General features: G+C 52.7%; 16 protein-coding genes. 13 read left to right on the forward strand and 3 right to left on the reverse strand.

What is annotated here, in order from left to right; all coding sequences use genetic code 11:
• The first annotated feature begins 11 nt into the window (after positions 1–11).
• The 10 genes from hisC (at position 12) to AACZ64_RS04675 (ending at position 9399) form a co-directional block, all read left to right on the forward strand.
• Complete coding sequence (gene hisC, locus AACZ64_RS04630) at positions 12–1130, forward strand: histidinol-phosphate transaminase (RefSeq protein ID WP_293614713.1); 1119 nt, start codon at positions 12–14, stop codon at positions 1128–1130.
• Positions 1127–3346, forward strand: coding sequence for a bifunctional prephenate dehydrogenase/3-phosphoshikimate 1-carboxyvinyltransferase (locus tag AACZ64_RS04635; protein ID WP_293614714.1), 2220 nt, complete (start codon positions 1127–1129; stop codon positions 3344–3346). The genes hisC and AACZ64_RS04635 overlap by 4 nt, the downstream gene beginning before the upstream one ends.
• Positions 3343–4041, forward strand: coding sequence for a (d)CMP kinase (gene cmk / locus AACZ64_RS04640; RefSeq protein ID WP_293614715.1), 699 nt, complete (start codon positions 3343–3345; stop codon positions 4039–4041). The genes AACZ64_RS04635 and cmk overlap by 4 nt, the downstream gene beginning before the upstream one ends.
• 115 nt (positions 4042–4156) lie before the next feature.
• On the forward strand, positions 4157–5839 hold the full coding sequence (gene rpsA / locus AACZ64_RS04645) for a 30S ribosomal protein S1 (RefSeq protein WP_293614716.1): 1683 nt from the start codon (positions 4157–4159) through the stop codon (positions 5837–5839).
• 55 nt (positions 5840–5894) lie between these two features.
• Entirely contained in the window at positions 5895–6188 is a 294-nt protein-coding gene (gene ihfB, locus AACZ64_RS04650) for an integration host factor subunit beta (protein ID WP_036860636.1), read from the forward strand.
• A gap of 100 nt (positions 6189–6288) precedes the next feature.
• Positions 6289–6582, forward strand: a complete 294-nt coding sequence (locus AACZ64_RS04655) for a LapA family protein (RefSeq protein WP_293614717.1) — start codon at positions 6289–6291, stop codon at positions 6580–6582.
• A 13-nt stretch (positions 6583–6595) separates the two neighbouring features.
• Positions 6596–7786 (forward strand): lipopolysaccharide assembly protein LapB, encoded by a 1191-nt coding sequence (lapB, locus tag AACZ64_RS04660; RefSeq protein WP_293614718.1) that lies wholly within the window; start codon positions 6596–6598, stop codon positions 7784–7786.
• 40 nt (positions 7787–7826) lie between these two features.
• The gene (gene pyrF, locus AACZ64_RS04665) at positions 7827–8534 is read left to right on the forward strand and encodes an orotidine-5'-phosphate decarboxylase (RefSeq protein WP_293614719.1); all 708 of its coding nucleotides are present in this window, start codon (positions 7827–7829) and stop codon (positions 8532–8534) included.
• Between the two features lie 62 nt (positions 8535–8596).
• Positions 8597–8911, forward strand: coding sequence for a helix-hairpin-helix domain-containing protein (locus tag AACZ64_RS04670; protein WP_293614720.1), 315 nt, complete (start codon positions 8597–8599; stop codon positions 8909–8911).
• A gap of 65 nt (positions 8912–8976) precedes the next feature.
• Positions 8977–9399, forward strand: coding sequence for a nuclear transport factor 2 family protein (locus AACZ64_RS04675; protein ID WP_293614721.1), 423 nt, complete (start codon positions 8977–8979; stop codon positions 9397–9399).
• 24 nt (positions 9400–9423) lie between these two features.
• Here AACZ64_RS04675 and AACZ64_RS04680 read toward each other — a convergent pair whose 3' ends face one another.
• Genes AACZ64_RS04680 through AACZ64_RS04690 form a run of 3 tightly spaced genes read right to left on the reverse strand, consistent with a single transcriptional unit; the run spans position 9424 to position 12866 of the window.
• Positions 9424–10671, reverse strand: a complete 1248-nt coding sequence (locus tag AACZ64_RS04680) for a class I SAM-dependent methyltransferase (protein WP_339639737.1) — start codon at positions 10669–10671, stop codon at positions 9424–9426.
• The gene (locus AACZ64_RS04685; protein WP_339639738.1) at positions 10658–11485 is read right to left on the reverse strand and encodes a DUF1365 domain-containing protein; all 828 of its coding nucleotides are present in this window, start codon (positions 11483–11485) and stop codon (positions 10658–10660) included. The genes AACZ64_RS04680 and AACZ64_RS04685 overlap by 14 nt, the downstream gene beginning before the upstream one ends.
• The gene (locus AACZ64_RS04690) at positions 11478–12866 is read right to left on the reverse strand and encodes an FAD-dependent oxidoreductase (RefSeq protein ID WP_339639739.1); all 1389 of its coding nucleotides are present in this window, start codon (positions 12864–12866) and stop codon (positions 11478–11480) included. The genes AACZ64_RS04685 and AACZ64_RS04690 overlap by 8 nt, the downstream gene beginning before the upstream one ends.
• A gap of 161 nt (positions 12867–13027) precedes the next feature.
• Between AACZ64_RS04690 and AACZ64_RS04695 the strand changes: the two genes are divergently transcribed.
• From AACZ64_RS04695 to AACZ64_RS04705, 3 genes are all read left to right on the forward strand, one after another.
• Positions 13028–13648 (forward strand): sigma-70 family RNA polymerase sigma factor, encoded by a 621-nt coding sequence (locus tag AACZ64_RS04695; RefSeq protein ID WP_293614725.1) that lies wholly within the window; start codon positions 13028–13030, stop codon positions 13646–13648.
• Positions 13638–14288, forward strand: a complete 651-nt coding sequence (locus AACZ64_RS04700) for a ChrR family anti-sigma-E factor (RefSeq protein ID WP_293614726.1) — start codon at positions 13638–13640, stop codon at positions 14286–14288. Before AACZ64_RS04695 ends, AACZ64_RS04700 begins: the two co-directional genes overlap by 11 nt.
• A gap of 64 nt (positions 14289–14352) precedes the next feature.
• Positions 14353–15768: an FAD-binding domain-containing protein gene (locus tag AACZ64_RS04705; protein WP_293614727.1), complete on the forward strand. Its 1416-nt coding sequence runs from the start codon at positions 14353–14355 to the stop codon at positions 15766–15768.
• Positions 15769–15795: the final 27 nt, after the last annotated feature.

The following is a 15795-nucleotide window of genomic DNA, read 5'->3' on the forward strand; positions in this document are numbered from 1 at the left end:
GGTTGATACTTATGCGTATGGACTTAAAAAGCCTGGCATTGCCAGGCGTACAACATTTGCAACCCTATCAGGGTGGCAAGCCCCTCGATGAACTGGAGCGCGAGCTTGGTATTTCGGGTGCAATCAAGCTGGCAAGCAATGAAAATCCGCTCGGCTTGAGTGAACTGGCGAGGGCCGCTATAGAAGCCTCGTTTGAAAATGTTACCCGTTACCCCGACGGCAACGGCTTTTATCTCAAACGCCGACTCGCCGAGAAATTAGCCGTCTCCACCAGTCAGCTGACCCTGGGTAACGGATCCAATGAAATTCTGGAACTGCTGGCGAGAGGCTTCCTCGGCCAGCAGCACAATGCCATCATTGCTGAACACGCTTTCGTGGTTTATCAGTTGGTAATTACTGCACAAAATGCCACCGCACTGACTGTTCCGGCCAGCAGTTGGGGCCATGACTTGCCGGCGATGGCGGCCGCTGTGAATGAACACACGCGTTTACTGTTTATCGCCAACCCCAATAATCCGACCGGGACCTGGGTATCGCTTGCCTCAATTGAAGCCTTGTTGCAGAAACTGCCAGACACTGTACTGGTGGTGGTGGATGAAGCCTATTTTGAATATGTGGATCAACCCGGTTACGGCTCTGCCCTCGAATTGATTGATCGCTATGCCAATCTGATTGTTACCCGTACCTTTTCCAAGGCCTATGGGCTGGCAGCATTGCGCATCGGCTACTCGGTATCCCATCCGGATGTGGCGGATATTCTGAACCGTCTGCGCCAGCCATTTAACGTCAACAGCCCGGCACTGGCTGCTGCACTGGCGGTACTTGACGACGAAGCGTATCTGCAGCGCAGTATTGGCGTCAATCGGGAGGGCTGCGATCAGCTGGTGGCCGGTTTTGAGGCCCTCGGGCTGGCGTATATTCCATCGGCAGGTAACTTTATCGCTGTTCAGGTCCCGGGGGATGCGCTGGCCCTGTATGAGGCCCTGTTGCGCAAGGGTGTCATTGTTCGCCCGATTGCCCTATACGGTATGCCCCATCATCTACGGGTTTCTATCGGCCTGCCCGATGAAAACCAGCGCTTTCTCGACGCACTGGGCCAGCTGCTTGCCGACGGGGACACACCCAGATGACCCCTGTCATCAATCGTCTACTGGTAGTGGGACTTGGCCTGATTGGCGGCAGCCTGGCGAAGGCTGCCCGTGAGCGGGGAATTTGCCGGGAGGTGATTGGCAGCTCCAGAAATCCCGATACGCTGAGCAAGGCACTGGCATCCGGTGTGGTTGACCGGGTCATAACCGATATAGGTGATCTGGCGGCAGACTTGGGTGAGGGCGACGTGGTTTTGATTGGTGTGCCAACCCTGACCGTTCCCGATATTATGTACCAATTGCAGCCACTGTTGGCGGATAGCGTTACTGTGACCGATGTGGCCAGCGTCAAGGGCAGTGTCGTAGCTGCAGTGCGGCGCGCCTATGGCAAAATGCCCGTCCAGTTTGTGCCGGGACATCCGATCGCCGGTTCGGAAAAAAGCGGTGTGGATGCGGCGAATAGTGGTTTATTCGACGAACACAGGGTGATTCTGACCCCCTTGCAGGAAACCGGTAAAGAACATTTGCAGCGCGTTCGTGATCTATGGCAGGGAGCGGGCGCCGTGATCAGCGAAATGACGGTGGCAGAACATGATGAAGTTTTGGCGGCCACCAGTCATTTACCCCACATTCTGGCTTACACATTGGTGGATACACTCGCTGGTATGCGTGAAAACCGTGAGATCTTTCGTTACGCAGCCGGTGGATTTAGAGATTTTACGCGTATTGCCGCCAGTGATCCGATGATGTGGCACGACATTGTCATGGCGAATGATCAGGCGCTGCTAGCCGTGCTGGAAACGTTTACCGATCATGTGGATCAGCTGAAAGATGCTATTCAGAACAAGGACAGTGAATACCTGCTGGGGGTGTTTACCCGCGCCAGGGAAGCACGCAACCATTTTGCTAAAATGCTTGAAAACAAGGCTTACCTGGAGCCCATGACACAGACGATTGACTACCGGGTGTCCCCCGGCAATTCAGTTACCGGCAGCATTCGTGTGCCCGGTGATAAATCCATATCCCACCGCTCGATCATGCTGGGTTCGCTTGCCGAGGGCGTCACCACCGTGACCGGCTTTCTCGAGGGTGAAGACAGTCTTGCCACGCTACAGGCGTTTCGGGATATGGGTGTGGTTATTGAGGGCCCGCAGAGCGGTCGTGTGGTGATACACGGTGTTGGTATGACCGGTCTCAAGGCGCCTGCTTGCCCGCTGTATCTGGGTAATTCCGGAACATCAATGCGTTTGCTGGCCGGGCTGTTGGCCGGCCAGACTTTTGACGTGGAACTGGCAGGAGACGAGTCTCTGTCGAAGCGGCCTATGGAGCGTGTGGCAGCGCCCTTAAGACAGATGGGCGCTGTTATAGAGGCGGAGCAGGGTGGCAGGCCGCCCCTTCGTATCAGAGGAGGGCAGACGCTCAAGGGAATCGACTATTGTCTGCCGATGGCCAGTGCCCAGGTGAAATCTTCGGTGTTACTGGCCGGTCTCTATGCCAACGGGACTACTCGAACCACAGAACCGGCACCGACACGTGATCACACCGAACGGATGCTGACAGGTTTCGGTTATCCGGTTCGGCGAGAGGGTGCGGTTGCCGAGCTCGACGGCGGCGGAAAATTGTATGCCACGAACATTGACGTGCCGGCAGACATCTCATCTGCGACTTTTTTCATGGTGGCGGCGGCAATCGCGCCGGGTTCCGATGTGACGTTGACCCATGTGGGGGTTAACCCCACCCGTATCGGTGTCATCAATATCCTGCAGATGATGGGCGCAGACCTGGAACTCACCAACCACCGCGAAGTCGGTGGTGAGCCGGTGGCTGATATCCGGGTTCGGTATGCGCCACTTCATGGCATAGACATCCCCGAAGACCAAGTACCACTGGCTATTGATGAGTTTCCCGCTCTGTTTGTGGCGGCAGCCTGTGCCGAGGGAAGAACCCGCCTGACGGGTGCTGAGGAATTGCGGGTAAAAGAGAGTGACCGGATCAAGGCCATGGCAGATGGCCTGACTTGCCTGGGAATCCAGGCGATTCCCACCCCGGACGGCATCGATATCCAGGGTGGTACATTGCGTGCTGGTGAGGTGGACAGTCTGGGCGATCACCGTATCGCCATGTCCTTTGCGATTGCCTCGCTGAGGACACAGGGAAATATTCTGATACGAAATTGTAACAATGTGGCGACATCATTCCCGGGCTTTGTGGCTTTGGCCAACAGTGTCGGTTTGAAAATTGTCGAGGAAATACGATGAATGAAAAAAGAGTACCAGTCATAACCATCGACGGACCGAGTGGTTCCGGAAAGGGGACTATCTGTCAGTTGCTGGCTGCCAAGTTGGGGTTCCACTATCTCGATAGTGGTGCGCTTTACAGGTTGTTGGCTCTGGCGGCAAAGCGCCATGGTGTATCGCTGGATAATATGGAGTCTCTGGCTGTATTGGCTGCCCATATGGATATTTCATTCAAGACGCGCGATAACGGCAACACGCCAAAAGTGATGCTGGAGGGAGAGGACGTGTCTGCGTTGATTCGCTCCGAGGGTGTGGGGACTAACGCCTCAGTAGTTGCCGCGTATCCAGAAGTGCGCGATGCCCTCCTGCAGCGTCAGCGAGCTTTTGCCGTGTCGCCGGGCCTGGTGGCGGACGGCCGCGATATGGGTACCGTGGTTTTCCCCGACGCCATCGCCAAAGTCTTCCTGACAGCGAGCTCGGAAGAACGGGCGCAAAGACGTTATAAGCAGTTGATAGATAAGGGGGAAAGTGTTAGCCTTGCCGCCCTCGTAGAGCGGGTTGAAAAACGGGACGAACGGGACATGACACGCAAAGTGTCGCCGATGATTCCTGCGACCAACGCCGTGGTGTTGGACAGTTCAGCCTTGTCCATCGAGGAAGTATTGCAGAAAGTGGTGGATGTGGTCGCGGCAAGTGGCATACAACTACCGCAATAAATCGGGTTTGTGGTGTTTGGCCAGTAACGCACCATCTCTCCCTGAAACCAACAGCCCGCATAACTGGTAGTGCGGTTTGAGAGTCAAGTGGCTCGATTTTTACAGGTACATTTCAATGAGCGAAAGTTTCGCAGATCTTTTTGAAGAAAGTTTAAAAACTATCGAAATGAACGCCGGCGCAATCGTCACCGGTGTCATTATTGATATTGATAAGGACTGGGTAACCGTTCACGCCGGACTGAAGTCCGAAGGTGTGATCCCAAAGGTTCAGTTCATTGATGACAACGGTGAGTTGGACATCAATATTGGCGATGAAGTACAGGTTGCTCTCGAAGCCGTAGAAGATGGTTTTGGTGCTACTCGCCTGTCCCGTGAAAAAGCGCGTCGCGCAGAATCCTGGATTGAACTGGAAGCCGCTCACAAGGCGGATGAAGTGGTTACTGGCATAATCAGTGGCAAGGTCAAAGGTGGCTTCACGGTTGATGTCAATGGCCTGCGGGCTTTCCTTCCCGGTTCCCTGGTCGATGTTCGCCCGATCCGCGATACCGCTCATTTAGAAGACAAGCCTCTTGAATTCAAAGTCATCAAACTTGACCAAAAACGTAACAACGTCGTGGTATCACGCCGTGCCGTGATGGAAAAAGTGAATTCTGAAGAGCGTGATGAACTGCTCGCCAAACTGGAAGAAGGCATTACCCTGAAAGGTATCGTCAAGAACCTTACCGATTACGGTGCGTTTGTCGATCTTGGCGGTATTGATGGCCTGCTTCATATCACGGATATGTCCTGGAAGCGTATCAAGCACCCCAGTGAAATCGTCAATGTCGGTGATGAAATTGATGTCAAGGTGCTGAAGTTTGATCGTGAACGCAGCCGTGTGTCACTGGGCATGAAACAAATGGGTGAAGATCCCTGGGCCGATATTTCCGGTCGCTATCCGGAAGGTGCCCGTGTCAAAGCGGTCGTTACCAACCTCACTGACTACGGTTGCTTTGCCGAGCTGGAAGATGGTGTTGAAGGTCTGGTCCACGTTTCCGAAATGGATTGGACCAACAAAAACATTCACCCCTCCAAGGTTGTTCAGTTGGGTGATGAAGTTGAGGTCATGGTGCTGGACATTGACGAAGAGCGTCGTCGTATTTCACTGGGTATCAAACAGTGTCATATGAACCCATGGGATGAGTTCGCCATGAATCACAGCAAGGGTGAAAAAATCTCAGGCAGTATCAAGTCAATTACTGACTTCGGTATCTTTATCGGTCTGAACGGTGGTATTGACGGACTGGTTCACCTCTCTGATATCTCCTGGCACGAAACCGGTGAAGAAGCGGTACGCAATTTCAAGAAAGGTGATGAAGTTGAAACTGTGATACTTTCCATCGACCCGGAAAGAGAGCGTATTTCTCTGGGTATGAAACAGTTGTCAGATGATCCCTTCTCTAACTATGTCACTGAAAATGACAAAGGTGCGATCGTCAATGGTATTGTCAAGGAAGTGGATGCCAAGGGTGCAGTGGTGACTTTGAGCGGTGATATCGAAGGCTATTTAAAAGCCTCTGAAATCTCCCGTGAAAAGGTCGAAGATGCCCGCAACGCACTGAATGTTGGTGATGAGCTGGAGGTCAAGGTGATTAATGTGGATCGCAAGAACCGCTCTATCAACCTCTCTATCAAAGCCAAAGATGTCGCTGAGGAAAAGGCAGCTATCAAAGAACATCGCAAGTCTGAAACAGATAATATTGCACCGACTACCATCGGTGATCTGATCAAGGCCCAGATGGACACCAAAGAGAAGTAATGATTAGATTGGGGTAATGGTGACATTACCCCTTTTCTTATGAAATCAGAACGTTATGACAAAATCAGAATTAATCGATTATATCGTTACCCAGCAGGATCAACTCCCCCCCAGGGATGTGGAAATTGCCGTGAAAATGATCCTGGAGCGTATGACCCATGCGCTGGTCAATAATGATCGCATTGAAATTCGCGGTTTTGGCAGCTTTTGCCTGCATTATCGTGCCCCCAGGGTAGGACGTAACCCCAAAACTGGTGATTCGGTTAAGTTGTCGGGTAAATATGTACCTTATTTCAAACCTGGCAAAGAGCTTCGTGAACGCGTTAACAGCAGTCTCGAGGCAGGTTGAGTCTGTGGGTCCGATGACACGATAAACAAGACCAACCATCGGTAGTTTGGTTACAATAAACGGCAAGTATTTTGACTTGCCGTTTTTTTATGGGGATTTTATGGCATTGCTAAAGAAGCTCTTTTTCCTGTTGATCGGTTTGGCGGCAATTCTGCTGGGTATTGGTCTGGTATTAACCAACCCGGATGCCATTACGATTGATTTCTTTGGCCGTGAGTCCGGGCCGTTACCCCGTGGCCTCTGGCTTTTGGTAGCACTTTTTACAGGCTGCCTGACTGGTATACTTGCCAGCTTGCCGATGTTGCTACGACTCCGGCGACGAGTCCATGTGCTAAATCAGCAGCTCATCAAATTGAGAGTGGCTCCCGACCGCGCAAAAAACAAAACGGAGTAGCCCAATACCCTACATGGTAGATCACTTATTAATTATCGGGTTATTGCTGTCTTTTCCGCTATTCTGGTTTGCCGGTTATACCCGTGGTAAGGGCAGGCGTTTGGCGAACAGTGAGAGAGACCTCGCGCGCCATTATTTTCAGGGTATCAATTTCTTCCTTAACGAACAGCCGGATCAGGCTATTGATACCTTTATCCGCTCCGTCGAAGTTACACCCTATACATTAGAAACGCATCTGGCGCTGGGAAATCTGATGCGGCAACGGGGTGAAATAGAGCGGGCTATCCGGGTTCACCAAAATCTGCTTTCACGACCCAATCTCAATAACGATCAGTCGCAACAGGCTCATTTGGAACTGGGTAGGGATTTTTTGAAGGCGGGTTTATTTGACCGTGCTGAGCGCCTGTTTCTGGAGTTGGTGGAAGACCAGGGCAGTGATTTTCGGCAGGTATCACTGCAACACCTTGTTCAAATATATCGTGGTGAGCAGGAATGGGAAAAAGCTATCCGCGCTGCCGGTATGATGGATAAAAAGCGCTTTTCACGGTCTGTGGATAAGCTCGACATTGAGCAGGCGCAGTTTTGTTGTGAGCTGGCCGAACAAGCAATCGACATGTCTGACCTGCTACAGGCCAGGCGTCATATTAAAGCAGCGCTCAGGTACAATAAGAATTCAGCCAGAGCGAATATGCTTTGGGGGCGTTTGGAAATGCGCGCATCAAACAGCCTCGAAGCACTGAAACGCTTCAGCATGATTCCCCGGCAACAACCCGAATATTTGCCTGAGATTCTCCCACTTGTCAGGCAGTGCTACGAACAACTCGGTGATGAATCGGGCCTTCTAGTGCAACTGCAGTCTTGGCTAAAGACCTATCCCGGCACCAGTTTGCTGCAAATGGTGGTAGATGTGATGGTGAAACAGTGTGGAGAACAGCGGGCAACAGGTTTTTTAATGGACTATTTGCGAGAGTACCCGTCCATCAGGGGACTGCAAACATTGCTCAGGATTTCTTCCAATAGAGGTGCCGAAGCAGAACAAGAGCAGCTTAATCTACTGCAGGAATTATTGGACAGTTTACTGGCGCGCCGTTCGCAATACCGCTGTGTCCAGTGTGGTTTTAGCGGTGCTCAGCTCCACTGGCTCTGCCCCCAATGCCTGCGTTGGGAAACAGTTCAACCGGTTCGGGGAATTGATGGCGAGTGATCACTTGCCAAAGGCACTATTTTTAAAATGAGAATGACCCATGACACACGCTACTGACAGTAAGGTAATTGTTGCACTGGATTACAATACAGCGGCTGCGGCAGAGCGATTTGTGGCCGATGTCTCCCCCGATCTGTGCAAACTGAAGGTTGGGAAAGAGCTTTTTACCCGCTCAGGTCCGCAGTTCGTTACTACTCTGGTTAACCGGGGATTCGATGTTTTCCTGGATTTAAAATTTCACGACATACCGAACACGGTTGCAGCTGCAGTAAAAGTCGCTGCTGATCTCGGTGTATGGATGACTGATGTGCACGCTTCCGGTGGCCGTCGGATGATGGAAAATGCCCGGTTGGCCAGTGACCAGTCCGGTACCAATATGTTGTTGATAGCAGTGACCGTATTAACCAGTTTCTCTGCGGAAGATCTCGCGGAATTGAGTATCGGGTGTACCCCGGAACAGCAGGTGCACAGACTGGCAGCCATGGCAAAGACCTCGGGTATGGATGGCGTTGTCTGCTCCGCGATGGAAACTCGGGGACTCCGTAATTTGCTCGGTAACGATTTTACCCTCGTGACACCGGGTATTCGTCCTGTGTCGGCAGTGGCGGATGACCAACGGCGGGTTGTCACCCCTGCGCAGGCGATTGCCAACGGTAGCAGTTACCTGGTGATCGGCCGGCCAATTACCCAGTCGCCGGATCCGGTGAAGGCGCTACTTGCCATCAATCGGGAAATTTTGCAAGATTGATCGGGCGGCACACGATGTGCCGTTTCTATGAAATGGAGTGCCTCTGGCACAAGGAGTTCGACATGAAAAATGTAAAAACACTTCCCGGCGTTCTATTGTTGTCCCTGCTTGCGGTATTACCGTTCTGGCAAGCAGTTACAGCGGATGAGGCATCTTCTCAGGAGATGATGCAGCAACCTGTGATGGTCAATATCAATACCGCCACAGCCGATGAACTATCCAGTATGCTAAAGGGTATCGGTGAAAAGCGAGCTATGGCAATAGTGGCTTACCGGGAAGAAAATGGCCCATTCGCGACGGTGGAACAGCTGCAGTCGGTTAAGGGCGTGGGTGAAAAAGTTCTGGAACAGAACCGCGCTAACCTTTCGGTGAAGTAGTCTATCCCGAAAACCCCAGGGGCCAGCCTTTTGGCTGGCCTTTTCGTTGATTGAAGAGACTCAGTATGAGCGGCCTGACTGACTATATACACCTGCTGGAAAGGTTGGATCGATCGAATCTTGAACAGTTGAGAGCAGTCCTCAGCGAGGATGTGGTTTTTTCTGATCCATTCAATCAAGTGACCGGTGCCGATGCTTATCTGGCGCTTTTGAGTGAGATGTTTGAGCGGCTGGACAGTGTGAGTTTTACCGTTCACGACAGCCAGCAACAGGATGCTGTCGCTTATCTGTATTGGACGTTTTCTGGTCACAGTAGTGTGACCGGCTGGCTGAATTTCCAGGGCAGCAGTCGATTGACCTTTGATGTATCTGGCAAAATTGACCGCCATCAGGACTTCTGGGACAGCGCCGACCTCTATGAAAAAGTGCCTGTACTGGGTGCCCTGTTTCGCTGGTTGAGACGGCGGGTTGCTTTTCGGGAGCACTGACGTTTAAGCAGTTGAGCCCTATTGTCATTGTTTGTCACTTTGGTGTTCCAGTACGAAGAGTCCCACATCAATGGCACCTTCTTTAAACCCCCCTTCGCAGTAACTCAGATAGTAGCGCCACAAACGGTAGAAACGCTGATCAAAACCCATGGTGCTGATTTGTGCCCAGCGTTCCTCGAAGCGCTCCCGCCAACGTTCAATTGTCGTGGCATAGCCCCCACCAAACATTTCCTGATCGACAAGACAAAAGCCATGTTGTGAGAACTTTTCTTGCAGGGCCGTCACACTGGGCAACATCCCACCGGGGAAGATATGACGCTGAATGAAGTCAGCCTGCTTGCGGTAGACCTCGAAGCGCTTTTCATCAATGGTGATAATCTGCAGCACGGCTCTGCCACCGGGTTTTAATACGCCTTTGAGTTTTTTGAAGTAGCTGTCCCAATGGGCTTCACCCACTGCCTCAAACATCTCAATTGAAACGACCCCATCGTACTGTCTTTTCAGGTCTCGATAATCGGTCAAACCGATTGTGACCCGGTCTGCCAGACCTGCTTTGGTGAGCTTGTCCTCCGCCCAGCACTGTTGCTCCGAGGACAGGGTGATGCCGTGAACCCGGACATCAGCCGTTTCGGCAGCCTGCAGGGCAAACTCACCCCAGCCGCAACCAATTTCCAGCAGATGATCCTGTTTTCTGGGCGACAGTAAATGGAGAATACGTTGATATTTTTTCGTCTGTGCCTGTTGAAGGGATTGCCGATGATCGTCATCAAACATTGCTGCAGAGTAAGTCATACCGGGGTCGAGCCACTCCCGATAAAAGTTGTTTCCCAGATCATAATGCGCAGCAATATTTCGACGGCTGCCCCGGCGTGTATTCCGCCGGCTCCAGTGATAGAGGTTATAGAGCAGGTCATTGACATAACCGGCCTTCGCCATGCTGTTCAGCGTCGGTTCATTCTGAATCGCCCAGCGGATCAGGGCCGTCAGGTCAGCGCTGTCCCATTCACTTTGCAGATAACTGTCTGACCAGCCATTGGTGCCACCAAAGAATAACCGGAACAGGGGCGCCATTGAGTCAAGTCTGACAGAGGCCACAGTGTCACCCTGACCAAACAGGTGCCCGTGACCACTGGGAAACTGCATCGAGAGTACCCCCTGACAGTGAGCGAGCTTTCTCCGCAGCAGTCGGATAATTTGTGCTTCCAGCCATACTGGTGAGCTTGTCGGGTGCCTTGTGGCGATACCGTCGGCATCGAGGTCAGAGCCGTTCATGGTGCAATACTCCATCTTTGTCCCGCCAGCTAAAATCGCGGGTATTTTTCGTGGTTTTTCTGGGCTGCAGGGGTAGTCCTTTCAGCCACAGCTGCAACGCCTGCCAGTGAATGGCACCAATAATTTTCAGGGTCATTAGCGGATGGCTGAAAAAGAGCCGCAGCAAGGTTGCATCGTTGAGCGTCCGATACCGGCCGTTGAACGCAGCCAGCAGTACATGGTTGCCGGGCTTGTCTGCCCGGTCGTTGGATTGCCTGATGAAAACAGATACCTGTTTTTGATCGGGTGGCTGAATCCGGAAACGGTAATGGGTTTCCATCGGCATGAACGGGCTGACGTACATGGCTTTCTCGGCCCGCTGGTCTACCAGGGTGTTTTTCCGCTGAGGATCCACTGCAATCAGGTAGGTATGCTTTTGTTTGAAGGTGTTGCTGACTTCATAGAGCACAGCTGACAGCTGCTGTTGGTTGTTGTAACAGAAATAGATGCTCAACGGATTAAACACGTATCCCAGTATTCTCGGATAGCAGAGCAACTTGATATAGGCGGTGGCGTGACTAAAACCGCGCTCGGTCAATAGTCGGCCTATTTGTCCCCTCAGGTCTGATTCCCCACTGCCGTGATCTTTCTCGTGAAAGGAAAACAGATTGAAACGATTAAGGGAAAAGAGCCGAAGTCGGCCATCCAGTGTTTTCAGTTCATCGAGGTCGAGATACAGCGAGAAAACCCGATAGGTAAACCGGTGTTTTTTCGGGCGCAGACGCCGATGTATGACCTGGCCACTGTACAGTGCCGATTTCAGTTCTTCAGACACAGTACAGTTCCGCAGCAGAGTCGGGCAGTGAGCCAGTATGGATTTCAATCCGGGAGTTCGGCTCTTCCAGTTGCCAGGGGCGGACAACACTACCCAGCGCTTCGGCGACAGCCAGCCCCGATTGCAAACCGTCCTCATGGAAACCGTAACCGAAATAGGCGCCACAGAACCAGGTATGCTGTTTGCCCTGCAGTGACCAGAGTTGCTTCTGGGCGGCCAGTGAGGATTGATCGAACACGGGGTGGTCGTAAAAAAAGCTTCTGATAATCGTGCCGGACCTGGGCATTTTCAAAGGGTTTAGGGAGACCATTACCGGTTTTTCGGTAGCCAGCGGCTGGAGCTGGTTCATCCAGTAGCTGACGGACACTTTCCTTTTCTGGTCACTGACCAGTTGCCCGTTTTTTGCTACAGGTTTGTTGCTGGCCAGATAATTCCAGCTGGACCAGACTTGTTGACGCTTTGGCATCAAATCGGTGTCCAGATGAAGAAAAGCCCGGTTGCGTTGGTAGGGAAAACAGCTGAGCAGGGACTGTTCTTCGGTTGTCGGGTCAGCCAGCAGGGCAAGTGCCTGGTCACTGTGGCAGGCAAAAACGACGTCATCGAATTTTTCCCGGTTGCCGTGAATGTCGTCCAGAGCTACGTGATCCCCCAGTCTTGTGACAGATTGAATACGGGTATTCAATCGAATGGAACCCTGCAAGGCGGCAGCAATTTTATCCACATATTGACGACTGCCACCGACCACTGTACGCCATTGTGGCCGGTTATTTGCCTGGGTTAAACCGTGATTGCTGCAAAAACGCATAAAACTCAGGGCAGGATAATTCAGCATTTTGTCGACAGGTACTGACCAGATTGCCGCGCCCATGGGCAGCAGGTGGTTGTAAATGAAGGATTTGCCGTAACGATGTTTTTCAAGCAATTCGCCGAGGGAGAGGTGCTCGAGGTCGGCGGACTGGAGCAATTTTGGTGATTGTCGATAAAAGCGCAGCAGGTCGGCCACCATTCCCCAGAAAGCTGGTCGGAGCAGGTTTCGTTTTTGTGCCAGCAGCCCTGACAGGCCACTGCCGGAATATTCGAGCTCCCCGCCGTTGACGGATACGGAGAAGGACATGTCGGTATCACAGGTTTTCACCCCCAACTGCTCAAAAAACTTTACCAGGTTGGGGTAGTTGACGGGGTTATAGACAATGAATCCGGTATCGACGCTGATGGGCCGTTTGTCCAGATCAAAGGTTACCGTATTGGAATGTCCCCCCAGTCGATCATCCTTTTCAAACAGCGTCACATTCTGTGATTTACTCAACAACCAGGCACAGCTCAAACCCGAGATGCCGGAACCAATCACCGCAATATTCTTGCGGGGTGGGGCATCTTGCATAGAATTTTTCGGGGTTGGCGTCTTCATTGTGCAGTCCGTACTGAATGGGTTGCTGATATTACGCAGGAACTACGGAGAGGGATCACCCTTTTATTTGGCTTTATCGGGCGCGGGCGCTAATCTCTGTGATCTACCGAGACAGACCACACGTAAGGAGAGTCATGCAAGACCAACCGCCGGGAGATGAAGCGTTGAGCGTCGTGGCATTAAGAGCAGAACAGACATCCGAGACACCGGCGAAAGACTGGTCTGCAATGTTGGCAGAACTGGCCATTTCCCGGGACCGGCAGTTGTTTATCCGTCTGTTTCGTCACTTTTCGCCCAGAATCAAAGGCTACATCATGAAACTGGGCCTCACTGAAGCCACTGCTGAAGAGTTGACCCAGGAAGCCATGTTGTCCGTCTGGCGAAAAACCCATCTGTACGATCCCGGCAAGGCCGCTGCCAGCACCTGGATCTACACCCTGGCGAGAAACCTGAGCATTGACTGGATGCGCAAACAGAAATACCCGGAATACGACCTGGATAGCTGGCATGAAGAGGTGGGTGAGCCCGCTGTGCTGGAGTTGGCTGAGCAGGCTGTCATGTCTGATCAGGTGGCCATGGCAATTCGTCAATTACCTGATAATCAGGCACAGGTCATTATTATGTCTTTCTACGAGGGGCGCTCTCATTCAGAGATTGCCGACAGGCTGTCGATTCCCTTGGGTAGCGTGAAATCCAGAATTCGTCTGGCATCGGAAAAGTTAAAACAGGCGTTGAGAGGTAACCATGACCATTAATCATCATCTTGATGAAGCGACTCTATTCAGTTATGTGGCTGGCGCTTTGGCTCAGGGTCCCGCCCTTGTGGTCGCTTCCCATCTGACGATGTGTGATCGCTGTCGTCGACGGTGCCGCGAACTTGAAGCAGTCGGCGGCGCATTGCTGGAAAATACCGCCCTGGCGGCGGTCAGTGACAGTACTCTGGCATCGGTGCTCGATCGACTGGATCAGGATGTTATACCCGAAGCTGCTGCGCGGCCAGTATCCGTGGCAAACGGTGAAATTCCGGCACCTCTGGCAAGCTATGTGGGGGATTCACTCGAGGACCTGTCCTGGAAAAAGCTGGTACCGGGTGTTTGGGTGCATGACCTGCCCAGCCAGGGCAAGGGCATGACCCGCCTGCTGCGTGTTGCGCCGGGCAAAGCCGCGTTACCCCACAGTCACCGGGGTAGTGAGCTGACCTTGCTGCTGCGGGGCTCCTATTCCGACGAAGTGGGGCGGTTCAGTACAGGCGATATTGCCGATCTGGACGATCAGATCACTCACCAGCCACTGGTGGATAGTGATCACGATTGTATATGTCTGATCGCCACCGAGTATCCGCTCCGTTATACCACGCTGTTTGGCAAAATTACCCAGCCGCTTTTTGGTTTCTAGCCAGTGGCATGCCCCGCCACTCTTTGCAAACCATTTAGCGGACATGTCTACAGGAAAACTCTCAGTGAAATTCGTCTGGTTTCGCAACGATCTTCGCGTAGCTGACAACCCTGCCTTGTGCCGGGCCTGTGACGATGCCGCCGGTCAGGGCGTACTCGCTGTGGCTGCCGTCTGCCCCTTGCAATGGGCCAGTCACGATGAGTCCCCGGCGAAAGTGGAATTCTGGTTGGCCAACTTGCGGGATCTTCAGCAACAACTGACGGCGCTGGGGATTCCACTCAAGCTGATTCAGGTGGATAGCTTTGCCGACCTGCCAGGTAAGTTGTTATCACTCGCCGAGCAATTTCACTGTGATGGCCTTTATCTCAATCGTGAATACTGCCTGAACGAAAATCTTCGCGATAAACAGGTCGTCGCCAGATTTCGCGAGGCCGACATCCCGGTTTACGGCCTGCATGGTGATCTGGTATTTGCCCCCGGGAAAGTGATGAACGGCCAGGGATTGCCCTTTCGGGTATTCACACCTTTCAGCAAAGTCTGGCGAAACCTTTTTTCCGAACAGTACCCTGTGCCGCTACCGACGCCCTCGGTGCAACCTTTACCGCCTTTACCAAACGGCTTGGTTGTCGATGTGATTCCAGACAGGGTGAATTATGCGATCAATAATGGCAGCCGCTGGATTCCGTCGCTGTGGCCAGCGGGCGCAGAATCCGCTCATGCCCGATTGACGGATTTTGTGGCAACCCGGATAGAGGGCTATGCCGCTGACCGGGATTTTCCCTCAATGGACGGTACCTCGGCATTATCCCCCTATCTCAGTTGCGGTGTGATCTCCCCCCGCCAGTGTCTGGCGGCTCTGGCCGCCGCGTCAGATAGTGTGGACTGGCTGAATAACCAGTGGGTGACCGAGCTCATCTGGCGTGAGTTTTATCGCCATCTGATGATGCACTTTCCCGACATGAATCGCTGGGAACCTTTCAGACCCGAGGTTGAATCGCGTATTCGCTGGCTGGACGACGATCGGTTATTTGCTGCCTGGTGTCAGGGCGAAACCGGTTTTCCAATGGTTGATGCGGGCATGAAGCAGCTGCTGGCGACCGGCTGGATGCACAATCGCCTGCGCATGATCACCGCCTCTTTTCTGACCAAGCTGTTGCGACAGGATTGGCGGAAGGGCGCCTGTTTCTTTATGAATCACCTGATCGACGGGGACTTTGTTTCCAACCTCGGTGGCTGGCAATGGAGTGCATCGGTGGGGGCGGATGCCGCACCGTACTTCCGTATTTTCAGTCCCATGCGCCAGGCCGAGCGGTTTGATCCCAAAGGTGACTACGTGGCGCACTGGTTGCCTGAACTCAGGGAATTGAAGGGCATGCAGCGTCACGATCCGGCATTTGCCGCCAAAGTCGGGCGACCCGAGCCCATCATCGATTACAGTCAGGCCAGAGCTGCCAGCCTTGCGGATTACCAACGGCAATAACCATTCGGGCCTGACTTGTTGTTTAAT

It is taken from the genome of uncultured Porticoccus sp., assembly GCF_963975625.1.
Taxonomy (GTDB): domain Bacteria; phylum Pseudomonadota; class Gammaproteobacteria; order Pseudomonadales; family Porticoccaceae; genus Porticoccus.